This window comes from Usitatibacter palustris (assembly GCF_013003985.1).
Lineage (GTDB): Bacteria > Pseudomonadota > Gammaproteobacteria > Burkholderiales > Usitatibacteraceae > Usitatibacter > Usitatibacter palustris.
This window is the reverse complement of sequence record NZ_CP053073.1, coordinates 708,166-721,002: the sequence shown is the minus strand read 5'-3', so window position 1 is coordinate 721,002 and position 12,837 is coordinate 708,166. Positions and strand designations below refer to the sequence as shown.

General features: G+C 65.3%; 14 protein-coding genes. 7 read left to right on the top strand and 7 right to left on the bottom strand.

Going from position 1 to position 12,837, the window contains the following annotated elements; genetic code table 11:
• Positions 1 to 113 precede the first annotated feature (113 nt).
• Genes DSM104440_RS03865 through DSM104440_RS03845 form a run of 5 tightly spaced genes read right to left on the bottom strand, consistent with a single transcriptional unit; the run spans position 114 to position 5,348 of the window.
• On the bottom strand, positions 114 to 845 hold the full coding sequence (locus tag DSM104440_RS03865) for a cytochrome b/b6 domain-containing protein (protein WP_171160738.1): 732 nt from the start codon (positions 843 to 845) through the stop codon (positions 114 to 116).
• Positions 846 to 895: 50 nt separating this feature from the next.
• A complete protein-coding gene (locus DSM104440_RS19465) occupies positions 896 to 1,714 on the bottom strand; it encodes a hypothetical protein (protein ID WP_171160736.1) in 819 nt (272 codons plus the stop codon).
• Between the two features lie 10 nt (positions 1,715 to 1,724).
• Complete coding sequence (locus DSM104440_RS03855) at positions 1,725 to 2,330, bottom strand: hypothetical protein (RefSeq protein ID WP_171160734.1); 606 nt, start codon at positions 2,328 to 2,330, stop codon at positions 1,725 to 1,727.
• Positions 2,327 to 3,226, bottom strand: a complete 900-nt coding sequence (locus tag DSM104440_RS03850; protein WP_171160732.1) for a DMT family transporter — start codon at positions 3,224 to 3,226, stop codon at positions 2,327 to 2,329. The genes DSM104440_RS03855 and DSM104440_RS03850 overlap by 4 nt, the downstream gene beginning before the upstream one ends.
• Positions 3,227 to 3,230: 4 nt before the next feature.
• Positions 3,231 to 5,348 (bottom strand): S9 family peptidase, encoded by a 2,118-nt coding sequence (locus tag DSM104440_RS03845; RefSeq protein ID WP_212758195.1) that lies wholly within the window; start codon positions 5,346 to 5,348, stop codon positions 3,231 to 3,233.
• Positions 5,349 to 5,545: 197 nt separating this feature from the next.
• Between DSM104440_RS03845 and DSM104440_RS03840 the strand changes: the two genes are divergently transcribed.
• The 7 genes from DSM104440_RS03840 to DSM104440_RS03810 all read left to right on the top strand — a co-directional run bounded on the left by DSM104440_RS03840 (position 5,546) and on the right by DSM104440_RS03810 (position 10,570).
• Positions 5,546 to 6,397 (top strand): hypothetical protein, encoded by an 852-nt coding sequence (locus tag DSM104440_RS03840; protein ID WP_171160730.1) that lies wholly within the window; start codon positions 5,546 to 5,548, stop codon positions 6,395 to 6,397.
• A gap of 12 nt (positions 6,398 to 6,409) precedes the next feature.
• Entirely contained in the window at positions 6,410 to 6,904 is a 495-nt protein-coding gene (locus tag DSM104440_RS03835) for a GAF domain-containing protein (protein ID WP_171160728.1), read from the top strand.
• A 1-nt stretch (position 6,905) separates the two neighbouring features.
• Complete coding sequence (locus DSM104440_RS03830; protein ID WP_171160726.1) at positions 6,906 to 7,325, top strand: PH domain-containing protein; 420 nt, start codon at positions 6,906 to 6,908, stop codon at positions 7,323 to 7,325.
• On the top strand, positions 7,322 to 8,539 hold the full coding sequence (locus DSM104440_RS03825; RefSeq protein WP_171160724.1) for a DNA polymerase Y family protein: 1,218 nt from the start codon (positions 7,322 to 7,324) through the stop codon (positions 8,537 to 8,539). Before DSM104440_RS03830 ends, DSM104440_RS03825 begins: the two co-directional genes overlap by 4 nt.
• A 69-nt stretch (positions 8,540 to 8,608) precedes the next feature.
• Positions 8,609 to 9,403, top strand: a complete 795-nt coding sequence (locus DSM104440_RS03820) for an SDR family oxidoreductase (protein ID WP_171160722.1) — start codon at positions 8,609 to 8,611, stop codon at positions 9,401 to 9,403.
• Positions 9,403 to 10,035 (top strand): LysE family transporter, encoded by a 633-nt coding sequence (locus tag DSM104440_RS03815; protein WP_171160720.1) that lies wholly within the window; start codon positions 9,403 to 9,405, stop codon positions 10,033 to 10,035. Before DSM104440_RS03820 ends, DSM104440_RS03815 begins: the two co-directional genes overlap by 1 nt.
• Before the next feature lie 31 nt (positions 10,036 to 10,066).
• The gene (locus tag DSM104440_RS03810) at positions 10,067 to 10,570 is read left to right on the top strand and encodes a peroxiredoxin (RefSeq protein ID WP_171160719.1); all 504 of its coding nucleotides are present in this window, start codon (positions 10,067 to 10,069) and stop codon (positions 10,568 to 10,570) included.
• Here the strand turns inward: DSM104440_RS03810 and DSM104440_RS03805 are convergent.
• Positions 10,567 to 11,721, bottom strand: a complete 1,155-nt coding sequence (locus tag DSM104440_RS03805; protein WP_171160716.1) for a TFIIB-type zinc ribbon-containing protein — start codon at positions 11,719 to 11,721, stop codon at positions 10,567 to 10,569. The genes DSM104440_RS03810 and DSM104440_RS03805 overlap by 4 nt on opposite strands.
• Positions 11,718 to 12,824 carry an SPFH domain-containing protein gene (locus DSM104440_RS03800; protein WP_171160714.1) on the bottom strand — a complete coding sequence of 369 codons (1,107 nt, stop codon included), beginning with the start codon at positions 12,822 to 12,824 and terminating at the stop codon, positions 11,718 to 11,720. The genes DSM104440_RS03805 and DSM104440_RS03800 overlap by 4 nt, the downstream gene beginning before the upstream one ends.
• Between the last annotated feature and the right edge of the window lie 13 nt (positions 12,825 to 12,837).

The following is a 12,837-nucleotide window of genomic DNA, read 5'->3' as shown; positions in this document are numbered from 1 at the left end:
CGGCAACCCCTTTATAGGTATTTGAACTGCGGACCGAGGGTAGCCCGCTGTCTTACAGGGACCTTATGAACTGTGTCACATAAGTCGGGGCTAATCTATTGCCGTTGTCATATTCACCGCACGAGGAGGTAGACGAGGGCCAGCGTCACCGCCAGGACCCACACGCCTCGCCAGGGGCCGGGGAAATAGGCCGATTCGGCCTCCCGCGAGGCGGCCCGGCGCCGGGGGCTGTCGCGCAGCGCCACCCGCCGCTCGCGCACGACCGAGGGCGGGACGCGCCTCACGCCGGTAAACATCGCGCCGAGGACGTTGTCCCTTTTCACGAACAAGTGAAAGAACACCGCGCCGACGTGGATGGCCGAGAGCACGAGCAACAGCTTGAGGTTCCAGCGATGGAACTCCGACAGCACCGTCGAGACCTCGAACGACACGAGGGAAGCCAGGGGACCTTCGACCGCGGCGCCATCGTTCGCGAACAAGCCCGACGCCACCTGCAGCGCGAGCGACAGGAGCATCGCGATCACGCTCCAGCCACCCAGCGGGTTGTGGCCGACCTGCGGCACGGCTTGGCGCGAGAACAATCGCCTTGCGAAGCGCAGGGTGGCCGCCGGGCCGGCGATGAAGCTCGCGAAGCGCGCGTGCGTGCTGCCGACGAAGCCCCAGATCAACCGGAAGACGACCAGGACGATCATCGCGTAGCCGGAGAAGACGTGCAGCGGCATCATGTCGCCGCCCATCTTGCCGCTGACCACTTGCACGACGAACAGCAGGACCATGGCCCAATGGACGACGCGAACGGGCCCGTCCCAGACCTTGATCGATACCTGTTGTTCTTCGTCAGCCATCCCGCAACTCCGTGCGCCGGAATGGGGGGATTCTAGCCGGGGTAAACCGCTCAGCGCGTGGTTTTGAGTACAGGCGTTCCAAAGAACTCGCGCATCATGAAGTCCTCGAGCCCCTCGGTATCCTCGGGGCGCGCGGAGAGCACGATCACCCGTCCCATGCGGTGCGATTCCCAGTTGAAGTCGCCCTGGTAGTGCGTGCGGATGAGCTGGATCATCCGGCGAATCACCGCGAGCTCCACGTTGCCGCCGGTGCCCGCGTCGACCTCGATCACCTCGCGCCAACCCTTGCTCGCATTGGGCCGCCAGCCATTGAACGCGAACTCCGCCGTGCGCGGCCCCATGCGCAGGATCTGGAAGACGCCGCCCGGTCCGCCCTCGCCGCGCTGCAGCGACTGGATATTGCGATTGAGCGCGAGCTGCGCATTGTCGGGCGGCGGGGGATTGGTATCGGGCCCGGGGCCCAGCGGCCGCGTGGCCATGCGGCGCGCGCGGCGCGCTTCGACCAACGCTTGCATGTCCATGGGCGGCTGGGGTTCGCGCGGTGGTTCACGCGTCGGTGTGGGCGGCGGCTCGGGAATCTTCGGAGCGTCCGGCGAAGGCTTGCGCGACGCGACGACCGGCGGCCGCGGCGGCTGGGGCGTGGGCTCAGGCTTGGGCGGCTCCGGTGCGGGCTGCTGCTCGGCGGTGGGCGGTTTCTTGGGCGCGGCGGGCGCGATGCGCACGGTGATCGGCCCATACACTTCCGAGCTCAGGGACTCGCTCATCTTGATCTGCTCGCGCATCGGAATCGCGAGCAGCGCCGCGTGCGCCAGCAGGGACAGCCCGACGGCGATCTGGATGCGGCGATGATTGCGAAGCCGGATCATCATGGCGCGATGCCTACGACTTCTTCTCCGGCACCTTGTCGGGCATGGCCTTGGGTGGCGCGGGCTTTTCGGGCGGCAGCTTCACTTCGCGCGCGCCGGCGAGCACCTCGAGCGCGGCCTTCACCGCGTCTTCCTGGTTGTCGTTCACGAGGATGCGGAACTCGACCACCAGTTCGCCGACCGCCAGGTAGCCCATCGTGAGGAACTTGAACTCGCCCTTCTTGGGCGCGCGGTCGGTCACGGAGAAGTAATAGCCCTGCGCCTCCTTGCCTTTGAGGAGGTCGAGCTTGATCTCGGGCTCGAGCGATTGGGGCTTCAGCTCGCGTGCCTTGTTGCCGGCCATGAAGCGCAATGAGTCGATGTCGCAGGGCACGCGGCAACGCCGCTTGGCCGGGAGCGCGAGGATGTTCAAGGAAAAGTCCTGTCCCTTGATCGGCCGCAGCGAGAACGTCGGGAATTGCGCGTCGTCGTCGACCTTCTGCTTCCAGTCCCAGGGCACGCGCAACGCAAGTGCGCCCCAGCCTTTCACCGGATACAGGCGCAGTTGGTCTTTCGGCTCCGCGGCTTGAGCACCGGAGAAGACCAACGCGAAAGCGACGAGCGCGAGAATTCTCTTCATGCGGTCTTCGCCGCGGGACGCGGCGCCTCGAAGCGGCGAAGGATGATCGCGTTGCCCGCGATGCACACGAGCACGCCCGCGAATGTGAGCAGCTGCCAGTGGAAGCCCTCGAAGACCGACGAGATCACGAGAGCCAGCACCGGCACCATGACGCCGATGAAACCCGAGCGCGCCGCGCCGATGCGCCCGAGAAGCGTGAGGTACGAGCCGAACGCGAGGATCGTTCCGAACACGGCCAGGTAGAGCAGCGACAGCACGTAGGCCGGCGTCGTCACGAAGGCGAACTCCTTGCCCGCGACGAGCGTCCACGCGATCGAGCACGCGGTGCCGTAGAGCATGCCCCACGCCATGGTCGGCCAGATGTTGATCTTCTCGTTCTGGTTGCGGTTGGCGACGAGGCTTCCCAGCATCGACAGCGTCACGGCGACGACGGTGAAGATCACGCCCAGCGCCGAGTTGCGGTCACCCTGGAACTTGCCGAACTCCGGCCAGTAAACGAGCGTGATGCCGACGATCCCGAGGATCGAGCCGATGGTCATGCGCTGCGTGATCGGCGTGCCGAAGGCCACGCGCATGCCGAGCATGCTGATGAGCGGTGTGGCGGAAAAGCCCACGGCCACGAGACCCGACACCACGTGCTCCTCGGCGTAGTACACGAAGATGTAGCTCGCGCTGAACATGAGCACGCCCTGCAGCGCGATCCACGCATGCACGCGGCCGCTGAAGCGCAGCGAAAGCCCGCGCATCCAGCACCAGCCGAACAACATGAGCGAGGCGAGGCCGAAGCGGTACGCGACACTGGCCTCGGGCGCGACCACCCCCAGCTGGTAGGTGATCGCGAGCCACGTGGTGCTCCAGATGGCGACGCACGCGGCGAAGAGTTGGAGGTTGCTCACGCCCTCACTGCGCAAGCCCGAGCTGGTCGAGCACGAACGCGTACGTGAACGCGAGCTCCTTCAGCGCGTCGTAGCGACCCGACGCACCGCCGTGGCCCGCCTCGAGGATGGTCTTCAACACCAGCGCGTTGTTGTCGGTCTTGAGCGTGCGCAGCTTCGCGACGTACTTCGCCGGCTCCCAGTACATCACCTGGCTGTCGTTGAGCGAGGTCTCGACCAGCATCGCCGGATACGCGCCCTTCTTCAGGTTGTCGTACGGCGAGTACGAGCGCATGTACTTGTAGGCCTTCTCGGTGTTGGGGTTGCCCCACTCGAGATATTCCTGGACCGTGAGGGGCAGCGACGCATCGAGCATCGTGTTCATCACGTCCACGAACGGCACTTGCGTGACCACGGCCTTGAAGAGGTCGGGCCGCAGGTTGGTGACCGCGCCCATGAGCAGGCCGCCGGCGCTGCCGCCCTGGATCACCAGGCGGTCAGGTGCGGTGTAGCCCTTGGCCACGAGATGCTCGGCGCACGTGACGAAGTCCGAGAAGGTGTTCTTCTTCTTCATGAGCTTGCCGTCGTCGTACCAGGTGCGGCCGCGATCGCCGCCGCCGCGGATGTGGGCGATGGCGAAGATCATTCCGCGGTCGAGCAGGGACACGCGCGACGAGCGGAACCAGGGATCCATCGAGATCCCGTACGAGCCGTACCCGTAGAGCAGCATCGGCTGCGGGGTGCTCTTCCGGAGCGACTTCTTGTAGACGATCGACATCGGGATCTTCGTGCCGTCCTTCGCCGTCGCCACCACCGCTTCCGACGCATAGAGCGACGGGTCGTAGCCGCCGAGCACCGGCTGCTGCTTGAGGAGCTTGCGGGAACGCGCGGTGACGTCGTAGTCGTACCAGCTCTTGGGCGTGACGAGGCTCTCGTAGATGAAGCGGAACGTGCCGGTCTCGTACTCCGCGTTCGTGCCGCCGTAGGTCGAGTACACCTGCTCGGGCACGTCGATGTAGTGGTGGTTGCCGGTCTTGAAGTCGGTGATGCGCAGCTTCAGCAGGCCGTTGTCGCGCTCAGTGAGGACCCAGAAGTCCTTGAACATGTCCGCGCTCTCGAGCATCACGAGCTTGCGTGCGGCGATCAGCTGCTTCCAGTGCTTCTGCCCGGGTGTTGCGACCGGCGCCTTCACGAGGCGATAGTTGCGGCCCTTGTCGTTGGTGCGGATGTAGAAGTCGTCATCGTGGTGCGAGACGAAGTACTCGTGGCCGCTCTTCCTCTTCTCGATGAGCTGCCACTCGCCGCGCGGGTCGCCCGAGGGCAGAACGCGCACTTCCGTCGTGTCCTTGGCGCTGGCCGACATCACGAGGAACTTCTCGCTGCGGGTCTCGCCCACCTCGATGTCGAAGACTTCGTCCTTCTCCTCGAACACGAGGTCCGAGCCGTCGACGCCGAGCAGGTGGCGATGCAGGCGATAGCTGCGCTTGGTCTCGGGGTGCTCCTCGACGTAGAAGATCGTCTTGTTGTCCGCGGCCCACGACATCGAGGTCACGCGCTCGATCTTCTCGCTGCCCTGCGCGCCCGTAACGAGGTCCTTCGTGTTCAGCGTGTACTGGCGAAAGCCGGTGAAATCCACCGTGTACGCGAGCTTCGTGCCGTCGGGGCTCACTTCCATGAGGCCGACCGAGGTGAACTTCTTGCCCTCGGCGAGCGCGTTCACGTCGAGGATGATTTCCTCAGGTGCCTCCATCGAGCCCTTGCGGCGGCAGTGGATCGGGTACTGCTTGCCCTCGACTTCGCGCTGGTAGTACCAGTAGCCCTTGTTGCGATAGGGAACGCTCTCGTCGGTTTCCTTGATGCGGCCGAGGATCTCCTTGTAGACCTTCTCGCGGAAGCCCTCGAGCGGCTTCATCACGGCCGCGCCATACGCGTTCTCGGCCTTGAGGTAGTCGATGACCTCGGGATTGGTCTTCTCGCGCAGCCAGAAATAGTCGTCGACACGGCGGTCGCCGAACTTGGTCATGACCTTGGGTTTCTTCGCCGCGGTGGGCGGCGTTGCTGCCTTGGGATCCATCGTCTGTGCCATCAGGGAAAGAGCGGCGAACGCGAGGGCGGCGCCGGCAACGCGAATGAGGGGGGACATGGGGAAATGCGTGCGTGGGAGTGAAGGAATTATACGCGCCGGACGCCTCGGGGACCGCGCGCTGAAACCCCCTGTAACGCCTTCGCGAAATCCGCCGCCGCGACCTCGACCCGGCCGTTAGATTGGGGCCTTCCGCGGTGTTCGCGGCCCCGCGCCGCAGGGGGCGCGGGGTTCTTTTTTGGGCATACACTGCAGGCATGCGTACCCTGCTGGTTCTCGCCTGTATCGCCGCCTGCAACGCCCTTGCGGCCGACCCTGCGCCGCCCAAGACGTACGGCCTCGTGGCCGCCTTCTCCGATCGGTTCAATTTCGTCTACGAGCCGCCGCCGAGCTACCGCGTGGCCAGTGCGCGCGTGGACGCCTATCGGCGCGAGACGGTCGAAGCGCCGCAGGGCACGTTCAACAAGATTGCCCTCGTGGGCCTTGCTGAAGCGCTCGCCGCCAAGGAACCCGATGCGAAGCAGGTGCTGCTGTCGGTGTCGGGGCACGTTCCTTCCAAGGTGGGCGTGCGTGATCATCAGGACTACCTCCTTGCGAGAGTCGTGAAGGCGCTCAGGGACATGCCGGAGCGAAACAAGTGGCATCGCGTACTCGTGGCACTGCCCGCATATCGCGTGCTCAAGAAGGACGACATGCCCACCCGTCTCGAAGGCTTCGGCGTCGTCCTGCAGCCCAATTGCTCGAGCAATCCCAAGTACTGCGCCATGGCCTTCACGCCGCCCGACGGCGCCGACGTGAAGACGCCCACTGGCGAGGACATCCAGGCAAACTTCTTCATCGCGCCCTATTCCAACATCGCCGTCATCACGCTCGACCCGGTTTCGCTCACGGTCATCGACCGCCAGGAAGCCTTCGAGCACCAGAAGATGTTCGACCCGCAGTCGGGAACCATGGATCTTTCGGTGAACATCGCGAAGGACATCCTCGCGAAGGAAGTCGTGAACCAGATCGGGCGGTCGGTGCACACCGCGCTCGATGCGCCCGATCCGCGCGGCAAGGCCGACATCAAGGGCATCCGCGAGATCAAGGCCGAGGACGTGAAGCGGTAAGATTGCGGCACCATGTTCACCGTCGCCCAGGCTCCCACCGGCAGCAAGTCCTCCCTCTATGGCCATCTCCACGAGCAGGCCGCGGGGCTGCTCACGGGTGAGCGCGATTTCCTCGCGAATTCGGCAAATCTTTCCGCGCTGATCTTCCACGCGCTGCCCGACCTCAACTGGGCCGGTTTCTACTGGATGAAGGGCGGCGAGCTGGTGCTCGGGCCCTTCCAGGGCAAGCCCGCGTGCGTGCGCATCGCGCTCGGGCGCGGCGTGTGCGGCACGGCGGCGAAGGAAAAGCGCACGATCGTCGTCCCCGACGTCCACGCCTTTCCCGGCCACATCGCCTGCGACAGTGCCTCGCGGAGCGAAGTCGTCGTGCCGGTGATCGCCGGCGGGCGCGTGCTCGGCGTGCTCGATCTCGACAGCCCTACCCCCGCGCGCTTCGATGCCGAGGATGCACGCGGCCTCGAAGCGTTGGTTGCCCTCTTCCTCGACGCCACCGACCTCGGAGACTGACATGTCCTATATCGACGACTCCCTGATCGCCGGCGAAACGATCATCCATCGCGGCCGCATCTCGTGGTGGACGCTGTTTCCGCGCGTGCTGCTGGGCATCCTGCTGCTCGTGATCGTCGTGGGCCTCTACTTCCTCATCGATGCGTGGATCCGCTCGCGTACCACGGAGATCGCGATCACCAACAAGCGCGTGATCGCGAAGTTCGGCTTCATCAAGCGCCACACGGTCGAGATCAATCTCGACAAGGTGGAAGCGCTGCGCGTCGAGCAGGGCTTCTGGGGGCGGATGCTCAACTACGGGACGCTCTTCATCTCGGGCGCGGGCTCGTCGGTGGCACCCATGCCCGGCATCGCCGATCCGCTCGAATTCCGGCGCAAGTTCATGGAGGCGACGGACCGCCCCTCCGCCGCGGCGCATTGACGCTTCGTTCGCTCCTCGTCGATTTCAACTCGTACTTCGCCTCGGTCGAGCAGCAGGTCGAGCCGCGGCTGCGCGGCAAGCCGCTGGGCGTGGTGCCGATGCTCGCGGACACGACCGTGTGCATCGCCGCGAGCGTGGAAGCCAAGACCTTCGGCGTGAAGACCGGCACAAAGGTCGCCGACGCGAGGAAGCTCTGCCCGCAGATTGAATTCGTCGTCGCGCGTCACGAGATCTACATCGACTTCCACCACCGCGCGGTCGCCGTCGTGGATTCCGTCGTGCCCGTGCGTGCCGTGCTCTCGATCGATGAAATGGATTGCGAGCTCACCGGCCGCTGGCGGGAACCGGCGCGCGCGCTGAAGATCGCTGCGGATGTGAAGGCGAAGCTCACGACCGAGATCGGCGAATGCCTGCGCACTTCCATCGGCATCGGGCCCAATACGTTCATCGCGAAGACGGCTTCCGACATGGTCAAGCCGGATGGTCTCGTGATCATCGAGAAGGCGGAGTTGCCCGATCGGCTGTTTCATCTTCCGGTGCGCGCGCTCTCCGGTGTCGGCAAGCAGATGGAGAAGCGCCTGCATGAGAAGGGCCTGAAGACCGTGCAGGATCTCTGTGCCCGCTCGCGCGACGAGCTGCGCGCGATCTGGGGCGGCATCGGCGGCGAGATCATGTACGACCGCCTGCGCGGCGAGGCGATGCACGAGCGCGAAAGCGAAACCGGCTCGATCTCGCACTCGAGCGTGCTCGGCCCGGAGAAGCGCAATCCCACCGATGCCTATGCGGTGCTCGATCGCCTCATCCAGAAGGCCGCGATGCGGCTTCGCAAGGCGGACCTCTACGCCGCGCGCATGTCGATCGGCGTGAAGTACCTCGACGGCGCGCGCTGGGACGCGGACATGAAGCTCGTGGACACGCAGGACACGATGTCCTTCCTCCACGTGCTCGAGAAACTCTGGTCGCAGCGCCCTCCCACGCGCCGCACGATCCTCCAGGTCGGCATGGCGTTCTCGGACCTCGTGACGGAGGCCAAGCACACCGGCTCGCTCTTCGCGTCCGAGGACAAATCGAAGGCCCTCTACGCCACGCTCGACAAGCTCAACGTGCGCTTCGGCCGCCAGGCCGTGTACTTCGCCTCGGCGCACAAGGCGCGCGACCGCGGCGGCCTGCACATCGCCTTCAACCACATCCCCGATCCGGAGACAGAAAGATAGAGGGGTCAGACCACTCTATCGCGGCCCTTGCGATAGAGTGGTCTGACCCCTCTATCTTGCACACCCTCTATGAAAGACAACGTCGTCATCATCACAGGTGCCTCGAAGGGCATCGGCGCGGAGCTCGCGCGGCAACTGGCCGCGAAAGGTTCGAGCCTCATGCTCGCAGCGCGCGAGGTACCGGCGCTCGAGAAGGTGGCCACCGAATGCCGCGCGCTCGGCGCGAAGGCCGAGGTGATCCGCACCGACGTCGCCGTCGAGGCCGACTGCAAGGCGATGGTCGAGCGGACGGTCGCGGCGTTCGGACGCGTCGACACGCTCGTGAACAACGCCGGCATGACGATGTGGGCGCGCTTCGAGGACATCGAGGACATGTCGATCCTCGAGCGCCTGATGCAGGTGAACTACATGGGCTCGGTCTACTGCACGCGCCACGCCCTGCCCCATCTCAAGCGCTCGCGCGGCCGCATCGTCGGTGTCGCGAGCCTCACCGGGCTCACCGGCGTGCCGACGCGCTCGGGTTACGCCGCGGCCAAGCACGCGATGCGCGGCTTCTTCGATTCGCTGCGCATCGAGCTTGCCGACTCCGGCGTCACGGTGACGATGATCTACCCGGGCTTCGTCGCGACCGGCGTGCGCGAGAACGCCACCGGCCCCGACGGCAAGCCCATCCAGGTCGATCCGGTGAAGGAGAACGAGGTGATGAGCGTCGGGGAATGCGCGCGCATCACCGCCAAGGCCATCGAGGGACGCCGTCGCGAGGTCGTTATGACCGCGCGGGGTAAAATAGCCGCCTGGATCAAACTGGTTGCGCCGGGCCTGGTCGACAACATCGCCCGGCGCGCGATCGAGAAGGCTCGTTGATGGAACTGTCGGTCTGGCTCACCTATTTCTTCGCCGCCATCGTGCTCTCGGTGACCCCGGGGCCGGGCGTGTTCTCGAGCATCTCGAGCGGCCTGCACCATGGCGTGAAGCTGGGCTCCTGGAATGCAGTGGGCATGCAGGCGGCCAACGTGATTCACGTGACCATCGTCGCCTTCGGACTGGGCGCCGTTCTCCTCGCCTCCGAAACCGTCTTCACGGCGGTGAAGTGGCTGGGCGTGGCCTACCTGATTTATCTCGGCATCGTGACGTGGCGCTCGCCCGTGCAGGGGTTCGAGGACAAGGCGGACAACGCGAAGACCGCCCGCGAGATCTTCATGCGCGGCTTCTTCGTGAACCTCACGAATCCCAAGGGCATCATCTTCTTCGTCGCGGTGCTGCCGCAGTTCATCGACGTCGCGCGCCCGCAGGCGATCCAGTACTTCATCCTCGCCGTGACCACGTTCGCCGTGGACCTCGTGGTGATGATCGGCTACATCGCGCTCGCTGCACGCGTGTTGCGCGTGATGAAGGACCCCACGCAGCTCCGGTGGGTCAACCGCGGGCTGGGCGGCCTCTTCGTCGCCACCGGCATCGCGCTCGCCACTTTCCGCCGCGCGGCTCCGGCCGCGTAGCTTTCCGCTAAACCACCGAGGAGACACACCCATGACGATCAAGGTCGGCGACAAACTTCCCGAAGGCAGCGTCAACGAGTTCATCGAAGTCGAGGGCAACGGCTGCAGCATCGGCCCCAACACGTTCAAGGTCGAGGAGCTCACCAAGGGCAAGAAGATCGCGATCTTCGGCCTGCCGGGCGCCTTCACGCCCACCTGCTCCGCGAAGCACGTGCCGAGCTACCTGAAGAACATCGACGCGCTGAAGGCCAAGGGCGTGGACGAGGTGTGGTGCTTCGCGGTGAACGACGCGTTCGTGATGGGCGCGTGGGCCCGTGACCAGAAGGCCGGCGGCAAGATCCGCTTCATGGCCGACGGCAGCGCCGACTACACGAAGAAGCTCGGCCTCGAGCTCGACCTCATGGGCCGCGGCATGGGCATGCGTTGCCAGCGCTTCTCGCTGCTCGTCGACGACGGCGTGGTGAAGAGCGTGAACGTCGAGGGGCCGGGGAAGTTTGAGGTGTCCGACGGCGACACGATGGTCAAGCAGGCCTAGTTCGAGAAGAGCACCAGCAGGATGAACGTGACGACGAGGATCCCGAGCGTGAGGAAGGCAATCTTCCACCACGACTTGGGACTCTCGCCGGAAACCTCGCCCGTCTGCCCGTTGATGAGGAAGCGAAAGAGCTTGTCGCGGTAGCGGTACGCGGAGACCCACACCGGCAGCAGGATGTGCTTGAACTTCACGTCGTCGTAGCGCGTGGCGACGTGGTGGATCCGCTGCTGGTCCCCGCCGATGTCCTGGCGGATGAGCGCGTTCACCTGCGCGTCGATCGTCTGCTTCGCGATCGGGAAGCCCTCGCGCAATCCCACCTGGTAGGCCTCGGCGCGAAAGCCGCTCACGAACTCGGGCTGGAACGGCACGAGCCCCTTCAGGTTCCAGCGGCTCGACGCACCCAGGATTTCCTCCGGCAGCGACTTCGACGCCATCACGAGCACATCGTCATGGAAGCGCGCGACCTCGCCCGAGGCCGGTGACCAGCGCGTGTGCTTCACGCGGCGCGTGCGGCTCACGCTGTCGCCCTTCGAATCGGTGGTCGTGTAGTGCTCGTCGGTGTAGTAGTCGTCGCCGCGCTCGCCACGATACTGGCTCGTCGTGTTGCAGTCGTACGTCCAGAACGGCAGGTACACGCCATCGAGGCCCGCGTCGCTCTGCGCGTATTTCTTCAGGTCATTGGGCGCGAGCCAGAGCTTCTTCACCCAGCGGCGGAACTCGTCCTGGGCGCGCGATCGATTGACCTGGAAGGGCACGATCGACTTGGGCTTGAGATGCCGGCTCGCATAGCTCTTGCCGACGATGGGCGTGCGGCAGAACGCGCAGTGCGCGGCGAAGTGGTTGTCGGGCAGCGTCTGCTCCGCGCCGCACTTGCCGCACTTCACGGTCTCCGCCGTGGTCGATTCCTCGCGGCCCTCGAGCGCCTTGAGGTAGACCGAGAAATCGAGCTCCTCGACGCGCGCGTCGTTCTCGGCGATCTCGTTGGCGGTTCCGCAGAACTCGCACTTGAGATTGCGCGTGCCCGGCGCAAACGAGAGCTTCGCCCCGCAGCCCGCGCAGGGGAAGGTTCTTATGAACTCCGTCTGCGGGTCGCGGGGGTCCCCAACTTGTTGGGGTTCTCCAACAGCCTGGAGGCGGCCTGCCTGCGTCACGCGGCGGGCGGAACCGGCGGCGGCGAATTCGCGAAGAGGCTCGCGAGCTCCGGCACTTCGCCGGCCTTCACCCATTGCGCCATGCCCGTTTTCCACACGAGCGAAGCGCGCGTGAGCTGACCGCTGGTGACGGCCTGGCCGAGCGCGCTCATGTCGAACGGTCCCGTTTGCTGGCCATTCACCGCAACGTGGAATGCCGCGGCGCCGGGAATCGGCGGCGGCGATGCGCCACCTGCTCCTCCGAACGCACCACCCATCGCGTTGGCCATCTGCGCGCCCATCGCCATACCGGCGCCCAGGCCCACGCCCACGCCGGCAGCACCGCCCGGGTTGTTCGCGGCATCGCGAATCGAAGAGGCGGTTTCGTACTGCGTGTACGCCTGCATGTTGCCGATGGCGGCGATCGCACCACGCTTGTCGAGGGCCTTCTCCACTTCTTCCGGCAAACCGATGTCCTGCACCTGCACCTCGACGAGCTCGATGCCCATCGTCTCGAATTCCGGATTGAGGCGCTCGCGCAGGCGATTGCCCATCTCGGTCACCTTCGCCTCCATGTCGATCACCGGAATGCCGAGCTCGGGCATCACTTCCTTGATGCGCAGGCCGATCTTGCCGCGGAGGTTCTCCTGGATCTCGTCCGTCGTGAAGCGGTTGTCCGTGCCGACGAGGTCCTTGATGAAGATGCCGGGGTCCTTCACGCGGATCGCGTAGATGCCGAAGGAGGTCACGCGCACGACGCCGAAATCCTTGTCGCGCATCATCGCCGGCCCGGGGGTGCCCCACTTGAGGTCGGTGAACTTGCGCGTGGAAACGAAGTACACCTCGGCCTTGAACGGGCTGTTGAAGCCGAACTTCCAGCCCTTCAGCGTGGCGAGGATCGGCATGTTCTGCGTGATCAGCGTATGCGTGCCCGGCTTGAACACGTCCGCAAGCTGGCCTTCGTTGATGAAGGCGGCCATCTGGCCTTCGCGCACGACGAGCTTCGCGCCGTACTTGATTTCGTTCTGGTACCTTTCGAAGCGGTAGGCGAGCGTGTTGTTCGAATCGTCGAGCCACTCGACGATGTCGACGATCTCGCCCATCAATTTGTCCCAGAGAGCCATGACTTATCCTTTC